18 protein-coding genes are annotated in these 22,621 nt (G+C 70.6%); 7 read left to right on the forward strand and 11 right to left on the reverse strand.

Annotated elements, in window-relative coordinates:
* The first annotated feature begins 3 nt into the window (after positions 1-3).
* A complete protein-coding gene (locus OG246_RS39465; RefSeq protein WP_266473998.1) occupies positions 4-873 on the forward strand; it encodes a transglutaminase-like domain-containing protein in 870 nt (289 codons plus the stop codon).
* Here OG246_RS39465 and OG246_RS39470 read toward each other — a convergent pair.
* Positions 839-1,396: a DUF1697 domain-containing protein gene (locus tag OG246_RS39470; protein WP_266474000.1), complete on the reverse strand. Its 558-nt coding sequence runs from the start codon at positions 1,394-1,396 to the stop codon at positions 839-841. The genes OG246_RS39465 and OG246_RS39470 overlap by 35 nt on opposite strands.
* Positions 1,397-1,625: 229 nt before the next feature.
* Between OG246_RS39470 and OG246_RS39475 the strand changes: the two genes are divergently transcribed.
* A complete protein-coding gene (locus tag OG246_RS39475; RefSeq protein ID WP_266474002.1) occupies positions 1,626-3,896 on the forward strand; it encodes an MMPL family transporter in 2,271 nt (756 codons plus the stop codon).
* Between the two features lie 16 nt (positions 3,897-3,912).
* Here OG246_RS39475 and mgt read toward each other — a convergent pair whose 3' ends face one another.
* The 4 genes from mgt to OG246_RS39495 are packed head-to-tail and all read right to left on the reverse strand — an operon-like array spanning position 3,913 to position 8,208.
* Entirely contained in the window at positions 3,913-5,121 is a 1,209-nt protein-coding gene (gene mgt / locus OG246_RS39480; protein WP_266474004.1) for a macrolide-inactivating glycosyltransferase, read from the reverse strand.
* 44 nt (positions 5,122-5,165) lie between these two features.
* Positions 5,166-6,443, reverse strand: a complete 1,278-nt coding sequence (locus tag OG246_RS39485) for an ABC transporter substrate-binding protein (RefSeq protein WP_266474006.1) — start codon at positions 6,441-6,443, stop codon at positions 5,166-5,168.
* The gene (locus OG246_RS39490; RefSeq protein WP_266474008.1) at positions 6,443-7,276 is read right to left on the reverse strand and encodes a carbohydrate ABC transporter permease; all 834 of its coding nucleotides are present in this window, start codon (positions 7,274-7,276) and stop codon (positions 6,443-6,445) included. Before OG246_RS39490 ends, OG246_RS39485 begins: the two co-directional genes overlap by 1 nt.
* Positions 7,273-8,208 (reverse strand): carbohydrate ABC transporter permease, encoded by a 936-nt coding sequence (locus OG246_RS39495; protein WP_266474010.1) that lies wholly within the window; start codon positions 8,206-8,208, stop codon positions 7,273-7,275. The genes OG246_RS39490 and OG246_RS39495 overlap by 4 nt, the downstream gene beginning before the upstream one ends.
* A gap of 239 nt (positions 8,209-8,447) precedes the next feature.
* Here OG246_RS39495 and OG246_RS39500 point away from each other — a divergent pair, with 239 nt between their 5' ends.
* On the forward strand, positions 8,448-9,311 hold the full coding sequence (locus OG246_RS39500; RefSeq protein ID WP_266474011.1) for a phosphotransferase enzyme family protein: 864 nt from the start codon (positions 8,448-8,450) through the stop codon (positions 9,309-9,311).
* 15 nt (positions 9,312-9,326) lie between these two features.
* Here OG246_RS39500 and OG246_RS39505 read toward each other — a convergent pair whose 3' ends face one another.
* On the reverse strand, positions 9,327-10,292 hold the full coding sequence (locus OG246_RS39505; protein WP_266474012.1) for a LysR family transcriptional regulator: 966 nt from the start codon (positions 10,290-10,292) through the stop codon (positions 9,327-9,329).
* A 95-nt stretch (positions 10,293-10,387) separates the two neighbouring features.
* On the opposite strand from OG246_RS39505, the gene OG246_RS39510 reads away from it, so the two are divergent.
* Together OG246_RS39510 and OG246_RS39515 are read left to right on the forward strand one after the other, a co-directional pair.
* Entirely contained in the window at positions 10,388-11,434 is a 1,047-nt protein-coding gene (locus tag OG246_RS39510) for a DMT family transporter (RefSeq protein WP_266474013.1), read from the forward strand.
* The gene (locus tag OG246_RS39515; RefSeq protein ID WP_266474014.1) at positions 11,404-11,901 is read left to right on the forward strand and encodes a YbaK/EbsC family protein; all 498 of its coding nucleotides are present in this window, start codon (positions 11,404-11,406) and stop codon (positions 11,899-11,901) included. Before OG246_RS39510 ends, OG246_RS39515 begins: the two co-directional genes overlap by 31 nt.
* 6 nt (positions 11,902-11,907) lie before the next feature.
* Here the strand turns inward: OG246_RS39515 and OG246_RS39520 are convergent, their stop codons facing one another.
* From OG246_RS39520 to OG246_RS39535, 4 genes are all read right to left on the reverse strand, one after another.
* The gene (locus tag OG246_RS39520) at positions 11,908-12,639 is read right to left on the reverse strand and encodes a 3'-5' exonuclease (RefSeq protein ID WP_266474017.1); all 732 of its coding nucleotides are present in this window, start codon (positions 12,637-12,639) and stop codon (positions 11,908-11,910) included.
* Between the two features lie 114 nt (positions 12,640-12,753).
* Positions 12,754-13,992: an SAV2148 family HEPN domain-containing protein gene (locus OG246_RS39525; RefSeq protein WP_266474019.1), complete on the reverse strand. Its 1,239-nt coding sequence runs from the start codon at positions 13,990-13,992 to the stop codon at positions 12,754-12,756.
* 115 nt (positions 13,993-14,107) lie between these two features.
* The gene (locus OG246_RS39530; protein WP_266474021.1) at positions 14,108-15,427 is read right to left on the reverse strand and encodes a copper amine oxidase; all 1,320 of its coding nucleotides are present in this window, start codon (positions 15,425-15,427) and stop codon (positions 14,108-14,110) included.
* Positions 15,428-15,499: 72 nt separating this feature from the next.
* The gene (locus OG246_RS39535) at positions 15,500-16,309 is read right to left on the reverse strand and encodes a Tat pathway signal sequence domain protein (RefSeq protein ID WP_266474023.1); all 810 of its coding nucleotides are present in this window, start codon (positions 16,307-16,309) and stop codon (positions 15,500-15,502) included.
* A 178-nt stretch (positions 16,310-16,487) separates the two neighbouring features.
* On the opposite strand from OG246_RS39535, the gene glgX reads away from it, so the two are divergent.
* Together glgX and treY are read left to right on the forward strand one after the other, a co-directional pair.
* Entirely contained in the window at positions 16,488-18,596 is a 2,109-nt protein-coding gene (gene glgX, locus OG246_RS39540; protein WP_266474024.1) for a glycogen debranching protein GlgX, read from the forward strand.
* Between the two features lie 121 nt (positions 18,597-18,717).
* Entirely contained in the window at positions 18,718-21,120 is a 2,403-nt protein-coding gene (gene treY / locus OG246_RS39545; protein WP_266474026.1) for a malto-oligosyltrehalose synthase, read from the forward strand.
* Here the strand turns inward: treY and OG246_RS39550 are convergent.
* On the reverse strand, positions 21,080-22,237 hold the full coding sequence (locus OG246_RS39550) for a cytochrome P450 (protein WP_266474028.1): 1,158 nt from the start codon (positions 22,235-22,237) through the stop codon (positions 21,080-21,082). The two genes, treY and OG246_RS39550, sit on opposite strands and share 41 nt — an antisense overlap.
* Between the last annotated feature and the right edge of the window lie 384 nt (positions 22,238-22,621).

The following is a 22,621-nucleotide window of genomic DNA, read 5'->3' on the forward strand; positions in this document are numbered from 1 at the left end:
GTCATGGACCTCTACCTGAAGCAGAGCGCGTACAGCGACCCGGGCGACCTCGGCACCGGTGACCTGCCGCGCGATCCCGGCCAACTGGCCAACCTCGTAAGGGAACTGATCATCCATCGACTGGAGGGATGGCGCTTCGGCCACGTCATCCCGGAGGAACGGCTGCACACGGACGCCGAGGCACGCTACGTGACCGAGCTGCTGCGGATCCTGCGGGAGCGCCTGGACGCGCCGCTCACCAGGTCCCGCGCACCCGAGGAGCGGTTCGTCGGCACCTGCCGGGACTTCTCGCTGCTGCTGTGCTCGTTGCTGCGGGCCACGGGGACACCCGCACGGATCCGCGGCGGCTTCGCCACGTACTTCATCGACGGTTTTCACGAGGACCACTGGGTCACCGAATACCGTGTGGCGGACGGGAGTTGGCGGCTGGTCGACGCCCAGGTCCTGCACGAGTCGTACGGCGTTCCCTTCGATCCGCTGGACGTGCCGCGCGACCGGTTCCTGATGGCGGGCGAGGCCTGGCGGGCGTGTCGCACGGGGAAATCCGACATCACGACGTTCGGTTTCTCCGGCGCCCCGGAGCTGCGCGGGATGTGGTTCCTGCGCGCCCGTGTCGTGCAGGACCTGGCCGCCCGCCACGGCGTGGAGCCACTCCCCTGGGACGGCTGGGGCCCCGAGATCCTCGACGACGCGTCCCTCACCGAGGACGACCTCGCCCTGATCGACGCCGTCGCCGACGCCCGCTCCGACGAGGAGCTGCGGCGCCTCTACCAGGACCCGCGCCTCACCGTCCCGGACGAGATCACCTCGTACACGACCTACCGCGGCGACCGCAAGGTCACTCTGCGGCAGCGGTCAGCTCCTCCAGCTTGACGACGGTGTTCCAGTTGCGGGTGGTGGCGGTGACGCCCTTGAGGAGTCTGGGCTTGGACAGCGCCTCCCCCAGCTTGGAGCGGCCGAGGCCGTCGGGGGCGTAGAGGTACAGGACGCGGTCGCCGATCCGGAACTCCTCTGGGAGGAAGGCCGGTTGGTCGACGGAGGCGAAGCGCTCGGCGTCGACGGGGGCCGAGAAGTATGTGGCGTGCAGCTGCTTGGCCTCCAGTTCGGCGGCCGGGAACGGGCACGCCTCCCGTACGGCCCTGAGGTAGGCGTGGTCGCGCACCAGCACGCCCACCGTGAAGCCGAAGTGCTTCTCGATGGCCTGTGCCAGCTCGGCGGCGAGGGACTCCTCGTCGCCGTGGCCGGCGGTGAAGACGGCGTTGCCGCTCTGCAGATATGTGCGTACGCCGCCGTACCCGAGCCCCTCAAGGAGCGTGCGCAGCTCGGCCATCGGCACCTTCTTGGCTCCGCCCACATTGATCCCGCGGAGCAGCGCCGCGTACGTCTTCGTCGTCATCCGCACACCATAAGGCGAGCGGTCACCCTGATCATGACCCCCGAGAAGGTCCATTACGTGTAGGGGACCATCATCCTCCGCAGTGCGGAGGGGACGGGGTCCGCACGGAGGAGCCGGGCGCCCGGCGGCTCACCGGGCAGCACGACGAGACGCTCTTATCCGGCCCATACCTTCGAAGTGCGAGGTGGCGACAGGGGGTTGTCACCGCAGACGAGGGGGCTTGCCCGTCATGGGGAACCGAGAGACAAGGGTGCGGGGGATCGCCGCCCGAGCGGGCGGCTGGAGCGCCCGCCACCGATGGGCGGCCGTAGGAATCTGGGTGCTGTTCGTCGTCCTGTCGATGGGGCTCGGCTCGGCCGTGGGCAGCGTCGAGGTCAAGGAGAGCGAGGCCCTCAAGGGCGAGACGCAGACCGCCGCGAAGATAATCGAGGACGCGGGGATCGAGGAGCCGGCCAGTGAGAGCGTCCTGATCCAGGCCAAGGACGCGAACATCAAGGCCACGGACGCCGGGTTCCGGAGCGCCGTCGCGGAGGTCGTCACAGCGGTCGAGGGCACCGGCGAGGTCACGGACGTGACGTCGCCGTACGACGCCGGCACGATCTCGAAGGACGGCCTCAGCGCGCTCGTGCAGTTCGACATGCGCGGCGAGGCGGAGACCGCGGGCGACCGCGTCGAGCCGGTGCTCAAGGCCGTCGAGGGGGTGCAGAAGGGCCACTCCGAGCTGCGGATCGAGGAGATCGGCGGCGCCAGCATGAACGAGACCTTCGCCGACGCGACCGGCAAGGACTTCAAGCGGGCCGAATTCTCCGCCGTGCCCGTGGCGTTCGGCATTCTGCTGATCGCGTTCGGCGCGCTGGTCGCGGCGCTGGTACCGGTGGCGCTGGCGATCACCGCGATCATGGCGACGATGGGCCTGATGGCCGTGGTCAGCCATGTGATGCCGATGAGCGACACGGCCAGCTCCGTGATGCTCCTCGTCGGTCTGGCGGTCGGCGTCGACTACTGCCTGTTCTACCTTCGGCGTGAGCGCGAGGAGCGCGCGGCGGGTCGCGACCCCGAGACCGCTCTGCGGATCGCCGCCGCGACCAGTGGCCGCGCGATCATCGTCTCGGGTGTGACGGTGTGCGTGGCGATGGCCGGCATGCTCTTCACCGGGCTCGCCGACTTCGAGGCGATGGGTCTGGCCTCGCTGATGGTCGTGGCGGTCGCCATGGTCGGTTCGGTGACGGTGCTGCCCGCCCTGCTGTCGCTGCTCGGTGAGCGGGTCGAGAAGGGTCGGATTCCGTTCCTGCACCGCGCCAAGCGGCGCAAGAACGGCAACGGACGCAAGGGCAACGGCGAGAGCCGCTTCTGGGGCGCCGTGCTGAACGTCGTACTCGCCAAGCCCGGCCTCGCGCTGGTCGTGGCGGCCGGCGCACTGCTTGCCATCTCCGCGCCCGCACTGGGCATGAAGACGCAGAACCTCACCCTGGACCAGGAGTTCGGCGACTCGGTGCCGATCGTGGGCACGTACAACCGGGTCAACGACGCCTTCCCCGGCGGTTCGGATCCCGCCGTGGTGGTCGTCAAGGCGGACGACATCAACGCCGCCGACGTGAGGTCCGCGCTCGCCGAGTTCCGTACGGAGGCGATCAGTTCGGGCGCCTCGCTGGGCCCGGTCGACATCAAGGTGCACGACGCGCAGAACGTCGCCTTCGTCTCCGTACCGCTGGTCGGCGGTTCCGATCAGGGCAAGGCGGAGGAGAGCCTGGGTCTGCTGCGCGACACGGTACGGCCGGACACGCTCGGCAAGGTCGACGGAGTCGAGGCGCCGATCACCGGGCAGGTCGCGGGATCGCACGACTTCAACGAACAGCTGGTCGGCTCGGTGACCCCGGTCTTCGCGTTCGTGGTCGTCTTCGCCTTCCTGCTGATGCTGCTCTCGTTCCGCTCACTGACGATCGCGATCACCTCGATCGCCCTCAACCTCCTTTCGGTCGCGGCTGCTTACGGCATCCTGGTCGCCGTCTTCCAGCACGGCTGGGGCGCGTCGCTGGTGGGCGCGGAGGGGGTGGGCGCCATCGTGACCTGGCTGCCTCTGTTCCTCTTCGTGATCCTCTTCGGGCTCTCGATGGACTACCACGTGTTCGTGGTCTCGCGGATTCGTGAGGCACGGCTGCGGGGGCTCGACACCAAGGACGCGATCCGGCACGGCGTGGTCACCACGGCGGGCGTCGTCACCAGCGCCGCGATCATCATGGTCGCCGTCTTCGCGATCTTCGGAACGCTCTCCATGCAGTCCATGAAGCAGATGGGCGTGGGCCTGGCGGCCGCGGTACTCATCGACGCGACCGTCATCCGCGGGGTGCTGCTCCCGGCCGTGATGGCCCTGCTCGGCGAGCGCAACTGGTACCTGCCGAAGTGGATGAACCGCCTGCCCGACCTCACGCACGACGAGTCGGCCGAGGCATTGTCACCGCCTCAGCCACCCGCCGTGGAGGGCGAGAAGGTCGGGGTGTAGCTCCACCCACGACCGGCTACACCTGTACGTCGGCGGGCAGTTCGGCCTCGATGAGGTCGGCTGCCCGCCTTGTGCCGCCCTCCCCCGCCATCTGCTCCTGGATCTCGTGCAGGCGGCTCGCCACCCCGGAATCCGCGGCCAGTGCGAGGACGGTCTCACGCAGGTTCTCGGCCGTCGCCTCCTCCATCGATAGGTGACGGGCGACGCCGAGCGCCTGGAGCATGTCGGCGTTCCCGAACTGGTCGACGGCCTGAGGTACGGCGACCATCGGCGTCCCGGTGGCCAGCCCCTCCTGGCTGCCGCCCGCCCCCGCGTGGGTGATGAACACGTCGGCCTGACGGAGGACCGAGAGCTGCGGCACCCACTGGTGCACCTCCACATTGCCGGGCACCTCGCCCAGCTCGGCGGGGTCGACGAACTTCCCGATCCCCAGCACGACATGCCAGCCGGGCAGCTCGCCGAACGCCTTGACGCACTCCCGGTAGAAGTCGGGCTGCTTGGTGAAACTGGAGCCCAGCGACACGAGCAGCACCTTTTCGACTCCCGCGGGCCGCTGCCACTCGCCCTGCGCCGCCCGGTCGCCCTGGCAGGCGCCGACGAAGGTGTGGACCGTCTCGTCCACCCGGTCCGCGTGCGGCTGGAGCGCCTTCGGGATCAGTACGAGGGAGCGGGCGGGACTGCCGGTGAACGGGTCAGGGTGCTGCGTGATCCCGTTCTCCGCCAGCCAGGCCTCGAAGCGTGCGTAGTACGCCTGTCCGCGCTCGGTCTTGAGCGGCTCCGCCCACATCGGCTCGGCGACCTCCTCCTCGTAGCCGGTCCAGGCGACGAGGTTCGGCGACAGGGAGACGGCCGGGACGCCCCAGCGGTGCGCGAGGACACGGGCCGGGTAGGACGTGATGTCGTGCAGCACGAGGTCCGGCTCGTCACCCTCGTACGCCTTCACGAGCTGCGGCAGCGCCTGGATCGCGTCCGCCAGGAAGGGTTCGACGTTGTCGAGGAGGGTGCTCCCCCAGGCAGCGGGGTCGTCGTCGGGAGACGGCAGCGTCGAGGTGTAGAGGACGGGTTCGGCGCCGGTCGCCGCGACCTTGTCGGCGAAGACCGGCGGAATCGCGTACGTGACCCGGTGCCCGCGCGCGACGAGCTCCCGGATCACCTCGATGCTCGGGTTCACGTGCCCGTGGGCGGCAATCGAGAACATGGCGATATGGGCTCGTCGTGAAGTCATAGCGGGACACTAAGCGAGACGAGACGTCTCGTGCAATTGAATTGCTACCTCTGATAGCGGGCCAGCACCAGATTCCCGTCCTCCACCAGCCGTTTTCGCAGCTCATCGAGGTCGATCGCCCCGCTGTAGTACTCCTGGAACGCGGGCGTCGCGACCTTGTCCTTCCACTCGGGGTAGCCGCGCACGGACTGGGCGGGCGCCGAGCGCAGCTGGGCGGCGAGCGCGGTGCCGGTCGCCCAGTCGTCCTTGGTGGTGTGCAGGGCGGGGTCCTTGAGTGCCTCGGTGCCGGTGGGCAGCATCCAGTCGCCGAGGGCGAGCCGGACCATGTTCTTCGGCTGGAGCAGGAAGTCGATGAACTCGGCGGCCTCCTTCTTGTGCGGGCTGTCCTCTGCGATGGAGAGGGTCTGCGGGCTGACGCCCTGGGTGAGGCCGTCCGCGCCCGCCGGAGCGGGCAGCACTTGCCAGTCGAAGCCCTTGGGTGCCTGCTGGACGATCTGCTGCCGGTAGGAGAAGCCGAGCGGGACCATCGCGTACTTGCCGCCGAAGAACCCGGGCAGCGTGTCGGAGCCGCCCATGCCGAGCGTCGTACTCGACGCGCTCCCGTCCGTGTTCACCTCGTCGTGAACCGTCCTCGGCACCACCTCGTCGGCCGCGTCGAAACGGACCGTCACCCTGCCGTCCGCGCCCCGGTGGAACATCTGCCCGCCGGTGGAGAGGGAGAGGTTGAGCGTCGCGGAGACCGGTTCCTTGAGCGGCCAGGCGACCCCGTACTTTCCCTCGCCGCTCAGTTCCTTCGCGATCGAGCGGAACTCCTCCCACGTCCAGGGGTTCTCGGGCGTCGGAATGCGGACGCCCGACTCCTTGAGCCACTCGGCGTTGGCGATGAGGACACGCGGCTCCTGGAGGAACGGCACACCGTAGATCCCGTCCCCGAAGGTCGCCGTCTCCCAACTGCGCTGCGGGATGTCGGACTTCAGGCGCTCGGGCAGCAACTCACCGAGTTCCGCGAGGTATCCGCCGTACGCGAAGTCCGCGAGGTCGTCCGAGGCGTCATGGATGATGTCCGGCGCCTCACCGCCCTCGAAGGAGGTGAGCAGCTGGTCGTGGACGCTGTCCCAACTCCCCTGCACATACTCGACCTTGACGTCCGGATGTACGGCGTTCCACTCCTCCACCAGCTCCTTGTTGGCGTCGACGGACTCCTCCTGCCAGGCGAGTGACTGGAACCGGAGGGTGATCCGTCTGTCGGAGCTGCCGTCGTCCGAGGAGCAGGCCGTGAGCAGCAGCCCCATGACCAGCGCGAGGATCCATCGCGTACGCATCAGCTCTTCACCGCCCCGGCGAGCATGCCGCCCGTGATCCGCTTCTGGATGATCGCGAAGACGACCAGCGACGGGAGGGTCGCGAGGAACGCCGCTGCCGCGAGCGGGCCGAGGTCCGCGACACCCTCGGCTCCGATGAAGTGGGTGAGGACGACCGGAAGCGTCTGTTTCTCCGGGGTCTTGAGGAGCACGAGCGCGAAGAAGAACTCGTTCCACGCACTGATGAACGCGAACAGCGCCGTCGCCACGATGCCGGGCGCGAGCAGCGGCGCGGTGATGGAGACGAGGGTGCGCAGTTTCCCCGCCCCGTCGACCGCCGCGGCCTCCTCCAACTCGGTGGGCACGGCCCGTACATAGCCCACCAGCATCCACAGCGCGAACGGCAGCGCCCACACCACGTACACCATGACCAGCCCCGGCAGTGAGTTGATCAGCCGGAGGTTCTTGAGGACCAGGAACAGCGGGATGATCACGAGCACGAACGGGAACGCCTGGCTGACCACCACCCACCCGGTGGCGGCCTTCGCGAGCCGGGTTCGGTGCCGGGCCATGACGTACGCCATCGGGGTCGCGACCAGTACGGCGATGACCGCCGCGCCGAGCGCAGCGACGAGGGAGTTGAACGCGGCCTGCAGCAAAGGCTGTTCGTCGAAGGCCTGCCGGAAGTTGGCGAGGGTGGGATTCCTGGGGATCCAGGTGGGGTGCAGGCTCGCCAGCTCGCGCGGGGGCTTGAAGGCGGTGGAGATCAGCCAGACGAAGGGGAAGGCGAGGAAGACGAGATAGCCGAGGAGTGCGAGGTACTGGCCGACGCGGGCGCCCTTGCTGGTCCTCATGCGTCCTCACCTCCCCTCAGGCGGCCCACGAGGAAGACGGCGAGGAGGACCGAGATCAGCGCGACCATCACGCAGCCCATCGCCGCCGCGTAGCCGAACTGGCCGTAGCGGAAGGCCTCTTCGTAGGCGAAGAGCATGGGCAGCCGGGTCCGGCCGCCGGGTCCGCCGTTGGTGAGTACGTAGACCAGCGCGAAGGAGTTGAAGTTCCAGATCAGGTTGAGCGCGGTGATGGCGAGCGCCACCGGCCTCAAGGCGGGCCAGGTGACCGTCCGGAAGCGGCGCCAGGCTCCGGCGCCGTCCATCGCGGCCGCCTCGTGCAGTTCGCGCGGGGTGTTCTGCAGGCCGGCGAGCAGGGCCACCGTCGTCTGGGGCATGCCCGCCCAGACGCCGACGACGATGACGGCGGGCAGGGCGGTCGCCAGACCGCTGAGCCAGTCGCGGCCGTCACCGAGGCCGAGGTCGCGCAGGGTCTCGTTGAGGATGCCCGCGTCCGGGTTGTAGACCAGCCGCCACATGACGCCGACGACGACCTCGGGCATCGCCCAGGGGACGATCGCCAGGGCGCGCGCGAGCCAGCGCAGGCGGAGCTCCTGGTTGAGCAGGAGGGCGAGTCCGAGCGCGAGGAGGAACTGCGGCACGGTCACCCCGACCGCCCACAGCAGCCCGATCCGGAACGAGTCCCAGAACAGTGTGTCGTGCAGCAGGTCCTGGAAGTTGAGCACGCCGATCCACTGCGTGGACCGGGTCCGCCCCGACTGCGAGTCGGTGAACGCCAGCGCGATCCCGTACAGCAGGGGTCCGACGCTGAGCACCAGGATCGGGATCAGCGCGGGCAGCACCAGGAACCAAGCGCCGTGGTCGGCGGGACGACGCTCCCCGCCCCCGCCGGGCGCACGCTTCGTTGACCGCCTCGTCGCGGTCGCCAATGTCACGGATTCGGCTCCTTCGGCGGCTCGTGGGGGTCGCGGCTCGTGGAGGTCCGGGCTCGTGGGGGGTCCGGGCCCAACGTCCCGGCGGCCCCGTCATCGTGCTAATGGTCTGACGCGACGTCAAGACAGCGTGCAAGCCCTTCGTGGGCCTCCGACCAGTGCGAATGCGACACTGGCGGTCGTAAATGGCGTGATCGCGACCCCGGAGGCGGAGAGCCGGCGGGAACCATAGGAGGCGACGGATGGACGAGGCACAGGCGCGGAACGTACTTGCCGCGGCGGGTGTGCTGCCGGAGCCGGTGCGGGAGGCGACGCTCCTCGCCCTGGGCGAGAACGCGGTGTTCGCCGCCGGTGACCTGGTCGTCAAGGTGGGGCGGGACGCCGAACTCCTCGACCGCGCAAGGCGGGAGCTGGACATCGCGGCCTGGCTCGCCGACGCGGGCGTCCCGGCGGTGCGGGCGGCGGAACCCAAGGCTCGACTGGTCGACGGTCACCCGGTGACGGTGTGGCACCGGCTGCCCGATCCCGTACGCCCCACGGAGGCCCGAGATCTGGCCGAACTGCTACGGGTGGTGCACGCCCTCCCTTCTCCCGCCTTCGAGTTGCCGCCCCGCGAACTGCTGGGCGGTGTGGAGCGCTGGCTGCGTCTGGCGGGCGACGCGATCGATCCCGCCGACGCGGCGTATCTGCGGGCGCGGCGCGACGGCTTCGCGACGGCCGCGGCCGCGCTCACCCCGCACCTGCCGCCGGGCCCGATCCACGGCGACGCGCTGCCCCGCAACGTCCATGTCGGCCCCGACGGCCCGGTCCTGGTCGACCTGGAGACCTTCTCCGCCGACCTCCGCGAGCACGACCTGGTGGTCATGGCCCTGTCCCGCGACCGCTACGGGCTGCCTGCCGAGGCGTACGACTCCTTCACCGAGGTGTACGGCTGGGACGTCCGTGAGTGGGAGGGCTGTTCCGTGCTCCGGGGAGCGCGCGAGACCGCCAGCTGTGCCTGGGTCGCCCAGCACGCGCCGGCCAACCCGAAGGCGCTGGCGGAGTTCGAGCGGAGGGTGGCGTCGCTGCGGGACGGCGACGAGGGCGTGCGCTGGTACTCGTTCTGAGGAGCGCCGGGCTCGCTACCGGTCCGGGTCCGGGGGTACGGATGCGCCGTGGGCCTCGAGAGCCGGCCACGGTTCGCCCGTGTCCCGGGCCTGGATCGTGCGGGCGGCCCGGCGCAGCTCCGCCAGGACCGTGCGTACCGCCTTGCGGGCCGTGCGCTCGGGGCGGTGCAGCGCGTCGATGTGCCGTCTGGCCTGTACGCCGCTGAGCGGCTTCAGGACCAGCGCGGGGTGCGGCCGCGTGGTCCAGCGGGGCATCAGCGCGAGGCCGCCCCCGGCGGCGACGGCCTCGGCGACCACCGCGAACTCGTTGATGCGGTGCGCGAGATGGAGCGGGCGGCCGGCCGCGGCGGCGATGGCCTCGATGGTGGCCATGACCGGGAAGCCGTCGTGCACGGTGATCCACGGCTGGTCGGCCACATCGCGTGGCGAGACCCGCCGCTTGGCGGCGAGCGGGTGGTCGGCGGGCATCGCCACGTCGAGCGGCTCGCGCAGCAGTGTGGTCACGGTCACCGTGCGCGGCCACGGCGGGGCGTGGTCGAGGCGATGGGCGAGGACGAGGTCGTACTCCCGGGTCAGCCGGGGGAAGTCGTCCTGCGCCACGTCCTCGTCCGCCAGCGCCAGAACCGGTCTGCCGGGTCCGGCGAGGCCGCGCAGCAGCGGCGGGAAGAACGTCGAACCCGCACTGTGGAACGCCGCCACCGACACCTCGCCGTCGGGCCGGTCGAGGAACTCGTCGACCGTGTGCCGGGCCCGTGCCAGAGCCGTCTCCACCTCGACCGCCGCGCCCGCCAGCGCCTGTCCGGCGTCGGTGAGCACCAGCCGTCGGCCCTGGCGCTCGGTGAGCGGGACCGGGATCGCCCGCTGCAGCAGCCGCAGTTGCTGCGAGATCGCCGAGGGCGTCACCAGCAGCGCCTCGGCGACCGCGGTGACACTGCCCAGTTCGCCGAGCTCCCGCAGGATCTTCAGCTGCCTTTCGTCCACGCGTCCCAGTGTAGGCGCCGGATGTAGGGGAACTAAAAGATCGTTTTAGAAGGTGGCTCTGGGCTTCAGTGATGCCCGCGGTGCACCGTAGGCAGGTGTCCGACACCCGCCGTACCGATCTGGTACTCCTCCTTGTCGCGCTCGTCTGGGGTTCCAGCTATCTGTCCGCCCAGACGGCCACTTCCGCCCTGCCCGTTCTGGTCGTCCTGTTCGTGCGGTACGCGTTCTCCGCGCTCGCCTGTCTCGGTCTCGTCGCCGCCCGTCGGGGCGGACCCCGGGGCGCGCGCCGGTGGACCCGTGACGAGATCCGGGCCGGGGTGCCGCTGGGGGTCACCCAGGCCGCCGTCCTCGTCGTGGAGACGTACGGGGTCGCGCACACCAGCGCCGCCAATGCCGGGCTGATCATCAGCCTGACGATCGTGCTCACCCCGCTCCTCGACCGCGCCGGCCGGCGCGGCGGGCTGCCTCCCGTGTTCTTCGCCGCCGCCGGGGTGTGTGTCCTGGCGGTCGGACTCCTGATGTCCGGCAACGGCTTCCACGGTCTCCGCCTCGGCGACCTGCTGATGCTCGTCGCCGCGCTGGTGCGGGCGGTGCATGTCGTGCTCGTCGGACGGCTCACCGCACGCCGGTCGATACGCCCGCTGCACCTGACGGCGGTGCAGACCCTCGTCGGCTCGGCCCTGTTCCTGGCACCGGCCGCGCACGACCTGCCGACACTGGCCCACGCCGACACCGCGACCTGGGCGCAGCTCGTCTATCTCGCCCTGTTCTGCAGCGTGTTCGCATTCCTCGCCCAGACGTGGGCCGTGCAGCGCACTTCGGCCAGCCGGGCCAGCCTGCTCCTTGGCACCGAACCGATCTGGGCCGCCGCGGTGGGCATCACCCTCGGCGGCGAACACCTCACCTGGCTCACCGGCCTCGGCGCGGCCCTGATGGTCGGCGGCACCTACTGGGGCCAGTCCGTGGAACGGGCCCATCGCAGCGCCGCCGAGCCCATGCGGACCGGCGAAACCGCCGTCACCGCCGCGACGGCGCAGGGCACCGAGGCTCGCAGCGCTACAGCTCAACGCCTTGAAAGCGCCACAGCTCATCGCCTCGAAAAGGACACCCCATGCCCGACGACGACACTTACCGGCAGCTGATCTCCCTCCTCGACACCTCCTCCGTCGACTACCGCCTCATCGACCACGAACCCGAGGGCGCCACCGACACCGTCAGCGCGCTGCGCGGACACCCCGTCTCCCAGGCCGCCAAGTGCATCGTCCTGCGGGTCAAGGTCGACCGCCGCACCACACGTCATGTGCTCGCGGTCGTCCCCGGAGACCGGCGGGTGGACCTGGACGCCGTACGGACACTCTTCGCGGCCCGCTATGTCGGTTTCAGCGACGCGGAGACCGCCCAGCGCCTGGCCCGGGCCGTCCCCGGCAGCGTCCTCCCGTTCAGCTTCGACCCCGACCTGGAACTCGTTGCCGACCCGGACGTAGTCGCACAGCCGCGGCTGTACTTCAACGCCGCCCGCCTGGACCGCTCCCTGGTCATCTCGGGCCCCGCCTACGCCGAACTCGCCCGGCCGCGGGTCGCGCACATTGCGAGCCCGGCGCCGGCGTGACGCCGCTCAGTCCGTCGGAACCGGCTCGTCCGCCAACTCCCGCAAGGGCCACGTGCCGTCCACCACCGCGTCCGTCTCGCCCTTGCGGCGCAGGAAGCTCTGGAAGTCGGCGGCCCACTCGGCGTACCACTCGATCTGCCGGCGGTGCAGCTCCGCCGGGCCGAGGGCAGCGACCTTCGGGTGGCGGTCGGCTATCGCACAGGCCAGCTTGGCCGCGGCGAGCGCGTCGGCCGAGGCGTCGTGGGCGGTGTCCAGCGACACCCCGTACTCCGTGCAGACCGCTTCGAGGTTGCGCTTGCCGCGGCGGTAGCGGTCCACGGAGCGGTCGATCGTGTACGGGTCGATGACGGGCGCCGGATCCACGCCGCCCAGCCGGTCGCGCAGCGACGGCAGACCGTACCGCCGCAGCTCCGCGGAGAGCAGGGTCAGGTCGAAGGCCGCGTTGTAGGCGACGACGGGCACGCCCGTCTTCCAGTACGCGACGAGGACACCCGCGATCGCGTCGGCCACCTGATCGGCGGGCCTGCCCTCGGCGGCCGCCCGTTCGTTCGAGATCCCGTGCACCGCCACCGCGTCCGCCGGAATCTCCACGCCCGGATCGGCCAGCCACTCACGGCGCCCTATGGGTTCTGAATCCTTGACCTCGATCACGGCACCCGTGACGATGCGCGCCTCGCGCGGATCCGTCCCGGTCGTCTCCAGGTCGAAGCCGATCAGCAGCTCCCGGTGCCAGCCCATGGGCGGCCCCCCTTTCTCGTGGTGCTTTCCCCCAGTGGTCTCCACGATCCCATGCACCACTGACAATCCGAGGGCCGCATTCCGCTTCCCCCGGTCCTCAGCGTGCCGGGAGCATCAGGACACCGGCCGTGAATCCGCCCAGGCCACCTCGAACTCCTCGCGGTATGTGGAGAAAAGCCCCTCTTCATCGACCTCGTCCGGTTTGACCACCCGGCCACCGCCGCGCAGCACCAGCACCGGCGCCTCCATGCCGCGCGTCCGGCGCAGATAGGACTGCACGACCGCGATGCCGTCCGAGCCGTCCCCGTCCACGAGGTACGCGGTGAAGCGGGGTGTCTCGTCGTAGACCTGGATCTCGAAGGCGCCCGGGTCGCGCAGCTTGGACCGCACCCGCCGCATGTGCAGGATGTTCATCTCCACGGCGCGGCTCAACTCGCCGCGCTTTATGCCGAGTTCCCGCTCGCGCCGCTTCACCGCACTGGAGGCGGGGTTCAGGAACAGCAGCCGCACCCGGCAGCCCGACTCGGCGAGCCGCACGAGCCGCCGCCCGGAGAAGTTCTGCACCAGCAGGTTCAGGCCGATGCCGATGGCGTCGAGACGGCGGGCGCCGCCGAACAGGTCCTCGGCGGGGAACTGCCGCAGCAGTCGCACCCGGTCGGAGTGCACGCCGACCACGTCCGCGTAGCGGTCGCCGACCAGGTTCTCGACGGCGTCGACGGGCAGTCTGCGCGCGGAGGGCACGTCGCTGCCGGCGCCGAGTATCTCCAGGAGTTTCGACGCGGCACGCTCGGCCTGCGCGAGGACCGCCTCGGACAGCGCCCGGTTGCGGGAGACGACGTTCCGGGTGACTTCCAGTTCGTCCAGAGCGAGTTCGACGTCGCGGCGCTCGTCGAAGTAGGGCTCGAAGCACGGCCAGTGCTGCACCATCAGCTCGCGCAGCTGCGGCAGGGTCAGGAAACTGAGCACGTTGTCGTCGGCGGGGTCGAGCAAGTACCCCTTGCGGCGGCTGACTTCGCGTACGGCGACCGCGCGCTGCACCCACTCCTGTCCGGCGGGTCCGGCGGCGGCGACCACCCATTCGTCGCCGTGGACGGGTTCGTAGATGGGACGGAGAACAGCGGCCACGACCGCGCGCAGCCGCTGCTCGACCAGGTTCAGCCAGATGTAGGCGCGCCCGGCTCGCTGGGCGCGCGTACGCACCTCGCGCCAGGCGTCGGCGCCCCAGTCCAACTCCGGTCCAATAGATCCCATTTCCATCGGCCGCGCCAGGGACACCGCGCCGGGTGGGACATCTGTGGAGTTCCCCTCGTGACCCTCGTCACCAGGAGGCAACTCCAGCCCTCCCGAGCCCACCCGTGCACCGCCTTCCGCTCCCCCGAGCTCTTGCGTGGAGCAAGCCCCCACTCAACGATCAAGGAAGGGTACTCCGGGAGCGGTCGGCGGTGCAGCCCGATGGACAGGTCGTTTCTCAACTACCGTTTTGCGCTTGCCCGTTCTGATCGGCGAGCGCGGGCGGAGTGAGCGGATTCATAGCCGTGACGTCGCGCGGGGCGATGGAGAAGCCCTGCCAGTGGACCGGCATGGGCTGCTGGTCCTCGTCGCGCGCGATGTGGTGGAAGCCGACGTTGACCCAGACGACGGGGTGGGCGAGCGACTGCCCGTTGACCCACTTGTCGACGGAATTACCGGCTCCGGTACCGCAGTTGATCGGGTTGTTGCTGGCGAACTGTTCGCACCTCTTGTACTCGGTGAAGTAGATGTCGTGCTTGGTGAAGCTGCGGCCCGGGTACTTGGTGGTGGCGCCCGGGACGATCTCGTAACTACGCGCGTGCTCGTCCTTGTTCTTTCCGACCCTGCTGACGACGCGCCACCAGCGCATGTTCTTGGCGTCGCCCGCGAGCTCCTTGGCGATCTTGGTGCGGGTGGTCTTGTTGGTCGGCCCCTCGTTGCCGTTGGCGGGCGGGCTGACCTTGGAGTCGTACTGCTCGACGGTGCTCCTGGAGGAGCCGTCCAGGCCGAAGTTGAGCTTCCAGAAGACGTTGTGGCTGTGGCTGGTGGCGTAGGACTTGGCGCCCTTGCCGATCGGCCAGCCGCGGCCGTCGCCCGCGTCGTAGTCACCGGGCGAGAGGCTGCCGGTGGCGCCGACGTTCATGTTGACGGTGCCGTCGTCCTGGAAGCGCCACTCGGTGATGTACTCGTACCAGCCGACCTGGTTGACGGTGTAGATCAGCAGGTCCTTGCCCTGGGTCTGATAGACCTTGTTCGCCGTGTCGCCCTGCATGCGGTAGGCGTGGCCGCGCGTGCGGGTCGTGGTGCACAGGCCGTTGGCGGTGGGCCGGTCCGGGTTCCAGGCGTTGGGGATCTTGACCTTCTTGATGGTGCCGCCGGGACACTCGCCCGGGGCCAGATCCATCAGCCCCTGCCCGAAACCGGCGCCGGTGAGGTCGTCGTACTCGGCCTGGCCGTCGTCGTAGGGGACGTGGATCTGGGCGAGCTTGGCGCTGGTGAGGACCTTGATGGGGGCGGCCTCACCCTTGGGCTGGTACGAGATGTCCTCCAGGACGAGCCCGGCCTCGCTCTCGTAGTGCCAGCACATCCGCCAGGTGGTGCCGGTGGAGAGCTTCTGCTCGATCCGGAAGTCCGCGCTGCAGGCGGGGGCCGCCGCGGGAGCGGCCTTGGGCTGGGCGACCGCCGGCCCCGCGGACGTCGCCGCGCCCACGGTCAGTGCGGCCACCGAGAGGCCCACCGCCGCCCGGCTGCGGGCACGGCTGTTTTTGTTCACGCGCATGACGAAGAGACTCCTTGCGAAAGCAGAGAAGTGAGTGAGTTGGAGAAGTGAACCGAGAGCGGGCGGCGCCGGCTAACCGAGCTTGCCGACCTTGCGGGTGCTCAGGTCGATCACCACGTCACGGCTGTCGATCCACGGCCCGTTCTTCACCTTGGGGAAGAGCCGTACGCAGCGGTGCGTGCCGCAGTCCGCGAGCGTGGCGGGCTGGGCGCCCGAGGCCGCGCGGTAGACCATGCTGTTGAGGATCAGCTGATCCGGCGAGGTGAGTTCCTTCCCCGTGGCGTCCTTGTAGTCGGCCCTGAGGCCCGCGCCGAGCGGGTCGGCGATGAGCAGCTGCGCGGCTTCGGTCATCTCGTCGCGGCTGATGGGCGGCTGGACACCGTGCTGGGTGTCGGTCCGCTCGACCTTCCCGGTGTCCAGGTTGACGGTCTTGGTGACGAGCGCGTCGTCCTTGTAGTCGTAGAACCGGACCTCGGCGCGGCGTGGCGCGTTCGGGTCGTCCAGTTCGTCCGCGTCCGGCTCGGCGAGGTCGACGCCGATCCGCTGCGGGCCGCGGTCCCCTTCGACGTCCTCGGCGGAATTGCGCAGCTGCCGGTTGAGCGCGATCTGTTCGACCCGCTCGGTCTCGTCGTCGGTCAGCGGGTCGCGGCCCTTGCCCTTGTCGCCTTCGGCCGGCGCCTCCTCGACCACGCCGGGTTCGGCCGCCGCCTGCCCCTGCTGGCCCGCCTCCTGAGAGGTCCCGCCGCTTCCGTTGGCTCCGCCCGAGTCGTCGGCCCCCGCGGAGCCCGGCAGAGTGATACCGATCATCACGGCCGTCCCGGCAACCGCGATGGCGGCACCCGCCACCACCTTGCCCAGATGGCGGTGCACTATGTTGCGCACATTTCCCCCTACTCCCCCGGATCCGTCTAGGAGTGTTCGAGCCCCACTGGTTCGGCATACGACGTATGCCTGGTCATTGGGTAAGAGGGACGTAAGTCATAGGAGGTTCCCTCACTTTCGGGGAGACTCGGCCCGGAGCAGCCCCCAGGGGCACGGCACAACTGGAAGAGTCGTATCCATGCAGGTCTGGCCTGGAGAGGCATATCCACTCGGTGCCACGTACGACGGTGCCGGTACCAATTTCGCGGTCTTCTCGGAGGCCGCCGCCCGTATAGAGCTGTGTCTGCTGCACGACGACGGCTCGGAGACCGCGGTGGAACTGCGGGAGAGCGACGCGTTCGTACGCCACGCCTATCTGCCCGGAATCATGCCCGGGCAGCGCTACGGCTTCCGCGCGCACGGGCCGTACGCGCCCGGCCGCGGCCAGCGCACCAACTCCGCGAAGCTGCTGCTCGATCCGTACGCGCGCGCGATCAGCGGTGCGGTGGAGTGGGGCGAGGAGGTGTACGGCTACCACTTCGGTGAGCCCGACAAGCGCAACGACCTGGACTCGGCGCCGCACACCATGACGTCGGTCGTGGTCAACCCGTACTTCGACTGGGGCGACGACCGGCCGCCACGCACCGAGTACCACCACACGGTGCTCTACGAGGCCCATGTGAAGGGCCTCACGATGCAGCACCCGGAGCTGCCCGAGGAACTGCGCGGCACGTACGCGGCGCTCGCCCACCCGGCGATCATCGAACACCTGACCAAACTGGGCGTCACCGCGCTGGAACTGATGCCCGTGCACCAGTTCGTGAACGACCACCGTCTGGTGGAGATGGGCCTGAACAACTACTGGGGCTACAACACGATCGGCTTCTTCGCCCCGCACAACGCGTACGCCTCCTGGGGCGACCGCGGACAGCAGGTCCTGGAGTTCAAGTCGGCGGTCCGGGCCCTGCACGAGGCCGGGATCGAGGTCATCCTGGACGTCGTCTACAACCACACGGCCGAGGGCAACCACCTGGGTCCGACGCTGTCCTTCAGAGGCCTCGACAACGCCTCGTACTACCGTCTCTCGGAGGACCAGCGCTACTACACGGACACCACGGGGACCGGCAACTCCCTGCTGATGCGCTCCCCGCACGTGCTCCAGCTGATCATGGACTCGCTGCGCTACTGGGTCACCGAGATGCACGTCGACGGGTTCCGCTTCGACCTCGCGGCCACCCTGGCGAGGCAGTTCCACGAGGTGGACCGGCTGTCGTCGTTCTTCGACCTGGTGCAGCAGGACCCGGTGGTCTCCCAGGTGAAGCTGATCGCCGAGCCCTGGGACGTCGGCGAGGGCGGCTACCAGGTGGGCAACTTCCCGCCCCTGTGGACCGAGTGGAACGGCAAGTACCGCGACACCGTACGGGACATGTGGCGGGGCGAGCCGCGCACGCTGGCGGAGTTCGCGTCCCGTCTGACGGGCTCCTCCGACCTCTACCAGGACGACGGCCGCCGCCCCCTCGCCTCGATCAACTTCGTGACGTGTCACGACGGCTTCACGCTGAACGACCTCGTCTCGTACAACAACAAGCACAACGACGCCAACGGCGAGGACAACCGCGACGGCGAGAGCCACAACCGGTCCTGGAACTGCGGTGTCGAGGGCGAGACGGACGACGAGTCGGTCCTGGCCCTGCGCGGGCGTCAGAGGCGCAACTACATCGCGACGCTGATGCTCTCCCAGGGCGTGCCGATGCTCAGCCACGGCGACGAGTTCGCGCGTACCCAGGGTGGCAACAACAACGGGTACTGCCAGGACAGCGAGGTGTCCTGGGTGCCGTGGCCGGAGGAGGACGGCGAGCTCCTCGAGTTCACCCGCGCGATGGTGTGGCTCCGCCGAGACCACCCGGTCTTCCGGCGTCGCAGGTTCTTCCACGGGCGTCCCGTCCAGGGCACCCACGACGAGTTGTCCGACATCGCGTGGTTCACCCCGGAGGGCCAGGAGATGACCCAGCGCGACTGGGGCTCGGCGACGGCACGCGCCCTGTCCGTCTTCCTCAACGGCAACGCGATCTCCGAGCCGGGCCCGCGCGGGGAGCGCATCTCCGACGACTCCTTCCTGCTGATGTTCAACGCCTCGCCGGGGCCCCTGGAGTTCGTGGTGCCGGTCAATCACGGACGCCAGTGGCAGGTGATCGTCGACACGGCACGCCCGGAGGGAGTGGCGCCGGGAACGGGCGCGAAGGTCGAGGCCGGGGACCGGCTGTCCCTGGTCGACCGGAGCATGACGGTGTTGCAGCGGCCCGCCTAGGCGATGCGTCAGCCGTTTCCCGTGGTGCACGCGCGCGTAGAGGGTCCCTCGCTCCACGCGCGCGTGCCCGTTTGCAGGCGTCGATGACACGAAAGGCGGCAGGGCGGGTACGTAGGTTCCCATGACACCTGAGCGTCCAGAACCGGTGACTCCCGAGCCCGTGGTTCCCGCCGTGCCGACCGCCACGTACCGGTTGCAGCTCCAGCCGGAGTTCCCCTTCGGGGCGGCCGAGGCGGCCGTGCCGTATCTGGCCTCGCTCGGCGTCTCTCATCTGCACCTGTCCCCCGTCCTGGAGGCGGTCCCGGGCTCGACGCACGGCTACGACGTGGTGGACCACGCGCGCGTACGGGGCGAACTGGGCGGGGAGGACGGGCTGCGCTCCCTGGCGCGCACCGCGCGGGAACACGGTCTTGGGCTGGTCGTGGACATCGTGCCGAACCACATGGCCATGACCCCGCGGCACAACCGCCCCCTGTGGGAGGTGCTGCGCGAGGGCCCCGAGTCGCCCTACGCGCGGTGGTTCGACATCGACTGGGACGCCCAGGGAGGACAACTGCTGCTGCCGGTGCTCGGGGGCAGGCTCGGCGCGGAGCTCGGCCATCTGAAGGTGGACGGCGACGTACTGCGCTACTACGACCAGGTGTTCCCGCTGCGCGAGGGCACCGAGAAGCTGCCGCTGCCGCAGCTGCTCGACGCGCAGTGGTACCGCCCGGCGTGGTGGCGGCTGGCCAGGACCGAGCTCAACTACCGCCGGTTCTTCAGCATTTCGGAGCTGATCGGGCTGCGCGTCGAGGACCCGGAGGTGTTCGCGGCGACCCACGCGAAGATCCTGGAACTGCTCGACGACGGCGTGGTCGAGGGGCTGCGCATCGACCACCCGGACGGGCTCGCGGACCCGGACACATATCTGCGCCACCTGCACGAGGCGACCGGCGGGCGTTGGACGGTGGTCGAGAAGATCCTCGCGGACGGCGAGCCGCTGCCCGCCGCGTGGCCCGTCGCGGGCACCACCGGCTACGACGCGCTGCGGCAGGTGGACGGCCTCTTCGCGGACCCCGCGGGCGCGGGCGAACTCCTCGGCCAGTACCGGCGTTTCGCAGCCCCTCAGAGCGACCGGGGCGGCCACTGGGAGGCGACGGTGCGCCGGGCGGCGTACAAGGTGGTCACGCACGAACTGGCCACGGAGGTCGACCGCCTCACGCGCGTGGCGAGCCGCCTGTGCACGGCCTCCCCGGACCCCGCGCTGCGCGACCACGCCCCCTGGGCGCTGGGCACCGCGCTGCGCGAACTCCTCGTACGCCTTGAGGTGTACCGGCCCTACCCCTCCTCCGACGCCGCCCTGGTGGTCACCGAGGAGGCCGCCGCCGAGGCCCGGGCGGTCTTCACGGTGCCCGAGGAGGCGCACGCCGTGGACGTCGTACGGGACCTGGTGCTCGGGCGGGCCGGTGACGGGCCCGGGCACGCGGAGTTCCGAGCCCGGTTCGCACAGACCTCGTCCGCGCTGCGGGCCAAGTCCGTGGAGGACACGGCGTTCTACCGCTATGTGCCCCAGCTGTCGGCGAACGAGGTGGGCGGGAACCCCGGGAGCCCGGCCGTGTCCCCGGAGGACTTCCACGCCTACTGCGCGCGCGTGCAGCGCGACTGGCCCGCCACCGGAACCGCCCTGTCCACCCACGACACGAAACGCAGCGCCGACGTACGTGCCGCCCTCTCCGTGCTCACCGAGTGCCCCGGGCAGTGGGCCGACGTCCTGGCCGAGGTGACCCGCGAGGGCGCGGGCGTGCCCGACCCGCAGGTGGCGTGGGCCGCGTGGCAGACGGTGTTCGGGCTCGGCCCGGCCGACCCGGAGCGGGTCCAGGGGGCCCTGCTGAAGCACATCCGGGAGGCCGGACTGCACACCGCCTGGACCGAGCAGGATCCCGCCTACGAGGACGCGGTGGCGGCGTTCGTCGCGGCGGGGCCCTGCGGGGCGCCAGGGCGGCGCGTGGCCGACTTCCGGGCCGCCCTGGCGCCGCATGTGCGGGCGAACGTCCTGGGGGCCGCTCTGGTCCACCTGACGATGCCTGGGGTACCGGACGTCTACCAGGGCACCGAGGGCGAGTACCTGGCGCTGGTGGACCCGGACAACCGGCGGCCGTTCGCACCTCTGGAGCAGGAGTCGGCGAAGTCCGCGCTGACCACGGGGGCCCTGCGGCTGCGCGGGCGGCGCCCCGCCGTCTTCGGCGACTCGGCGACGTACGGGCCGCTGACGGCACAGGGCCCCGGCGCCGCGCACTGTGTGGCGTTCGTACGCTCCGGTGAGGTGGTCACGGCAGTCACCCGGCTGTCGCTGCGGCTTGCGGAGGCGGGCGGCTGGCGCGACACCCTGCTCCCGCTTCCCGAGGGACGGTGGGGCGATGTGCTCACCCCGGGGCGGGAGTTCACGGGGCACGCGCGCGTGGCGGAGCTTTTCGAGCGGTTGCCCGTGGTGCTGCTCGAGCGGGTCAGCGAAGGCGCACCGCAAGGCTCCGCGGTGAGCGGCTGATCAGGCCCTCCGGGGTGGGCCGGAAGCCCGGGACCCACCGGAGGTCCGGCAGGACCGTCAGGAGGGCGCGCAGGCCGTGTTCGGCGGTGAGCCGGGCGAGCAGGGCACCGGGGCACAAGTGCCGTCCGGAGCCGTACGCGAGCTGCCCGGGGTCGGTGCGGAAGGCGTCGTAGCGGTCCGGGTCGGCGAACCGTGCGGGGTCGCGGCCCGCGGAACCCACCAGACACGCCACGGTGGCGCCCACGGGTATCGCGCCGACCGGCTCGACGGCCCGCCGCAGCACGATGTGCAGCGGCGGATCGCGGCGCAGCGACTCGGCCCAGGCGTCGGCCGTCAGCGCGGGACGGAGGCGGACGATCCCCAACTGGCCCGGGTGATCGAGGAGGTTGGCGAGGAACGACGCCAGGCCCCGGGCGGTCGCCTCGCCGCCCGCACCGAGGAGGGACCCCGAAAGGCCGACCACGGCCTCGTCGGACAGCGGTCGCCCGTCGGCCCGCGCCGTGCACAGCGCCGACAGCAGATCGGTGCCCGGGTGGGCGCGGCGGCGGGCGATGTACGGCCGCAGGAAGGTGTCGAGGTCGGGGTGGTGGCCGCCGAGATGGTCGAGTCCCGTGCGGCACCAGGCGTGCACGCGCGCGGTCTCCTCGTACGGCAGCCCGAGCGCGGCGACGGCCGCCGCGGTGGGCAGCCATTCGCAGAACTCGGCGACGAGATCGGCCTCCTGGCGGCCGGCGAGACGGCGGGCGAGGACGTACGCCGTGCGGGCGACACCGGCGGTCAGGGCGGTCAGCGCGGCTCCCCGGAACGCCGGGGAGACCACGGCCCGGTGCGCGCTGTGCGTAGGGCCCTCCAGGTGGGCCAGGGTGCGTCCGGGCGGCACGGCGACGAGCCGCGGGTCCGCGAGCGCGGCGCGCACATCGGCGTACCTGCTGACCAGCCAGGCGCCGAACGGCTCGTCGTACACGAGGGGATGGCGCTCGCGCAGGACGCGGTACAGCGGGTAGGGGTCGCGCTCGGTGCCGGGGGCGAGGAGGCTCGGGGGCGACGGGCGGTTCTCCGCCGGCGGTCCCGTCCGTGTCGCCGAGCCGGGGCCGGTCCGGGGCAGCGGACTCGGCATTGCGGGGCAGTGAATCGGCAGCGCGGCCATGCTCTCCGGCCACTGACTCAGCGGTTCGGAGGAATCCCCCGGCCACGGGCTCAACAGTGGAGACGCGTCCGCCGGCCGAAGGCTCCCAGATGCGGGGCCGTCATCCAGGAGGGCACCCGGAGTCGAAACCCGCGGCGGTCCCGTCGGTATGGACGCCGGTGCGCCTTCGCCGGGAAGACCGTGAGGACACAGCACCGCCGGCCTCCCGCCTCGGGTCTGCGCGCTGGACCCGCGCGCGGTTGGTCCCAGCCGACCACCGCGACGCCCGGACCGCAGGCCTCGTACACCCGTACGGGTGACGCAGACGCCTCCTCGCGGCACCGGCGGTCGCGGCACCGCTCCGCGCGAGGCCGA

Origin of the sequence: Streptomyces sp. NBC_00620 (assembly GCF_026341825.1) — a bacterium.
Taxonomy (GTDB): domain Bacteria; phylum Actinomycetota; class Actinomycetes; order Streptomycetales; family Streptomycetaceae; genus Streptomyces.

Bases quoted from the DNA above. Each gene is read 5' to 3' on its own strand.
- OG246_RS39465 (WP_266473998.1), top strand. From the start codon at position 4: ATGGACCTCTACCTGAAGCAGAGCGCGTACAGCGACCCGGGCGACCTC.
- OG246_RS39470 (WP_266474000.1), bottom strand. From the start codon at position 1,396: ATGACGACGAAGACGTACGCGGCGCTGCTCCGCGGGATCAATGTGGGC.
- OG246_RS39475 (WP_266474002.1), top strand. From the start codon at position 1,626: ATGGGGAACCGAGAGACAAGGGTGCGGGGGATCGCCGCCCGAGCGGGC.
- mgt (WP_266474004.1), bottom strand. From the start codon at position 5,121: ATGACTTCACGACGAGCCCATATCGCCATGTTCTCGATTGCCGCCCAC.
- OG246_RS39485 (WP_266474006.1), bottom strand. From the start codon at position 6,443: ATGCGTACGCGATGGATCCTCGCGCTGGTCATGGGGCTGCTGCTCACG.
- OG246_RS39490 (WP_266474008.1), bottom strand. From the start codon at position 7,276: ATGAGGACCAGCAAGGGCGCCCGCGTCGGCCAGTACCTCGCACTCCTC.
- OG246_RS39500 (WP_266474011.1), top strand. From the start codon at position 8,448: ATGGACGAGGCACAGGCGCGGAACGTACTTGCCGCGGCGGGTGTGCTG.
- OG246_RS39515 (WP_266474014.1), top strand. From the start codon at position 11,404: ATGCCCGACGACGACACTTACCGGCAGCTGATCTCCCTCCTCGACACC.
- OG246_RS39520 (WP_266474017.1), bottom strand. From the start codon at position 12,639: ATGGGCTGGCACCGGGAGCTGCTGATCGGCTTCGACCTGGAGACGACC.
- OG246_RS39530 (WP_266474021.1), bottom strand. From the start codon at position 15,427: ATGCGCGTGAACAAAAACAGCCGTGCCCGCAGCCGGGCGGCGGTGGGC.
- glgX (WP_266474024.1), top strand. From the start codon at position 16,488: ATGCAGGTCTGGCCTGGAGAGGCATATCCACTCGGTGCCACGTACGAC.
- treY (WP_266474026.1), top strand. From the start codon at position 18,718: ATGACACCTGAGCGTCCAGAACCGGTGACTCCCGAGCCCGTGGTTCCC.
- OG246_RS39550 (WP_266474028.1), bottom strand. From the start codon at position 22,237: ATGCCGAGTCCGCTGCCCCGGACCGGCCCCGGCTCGGCGACACGGACG.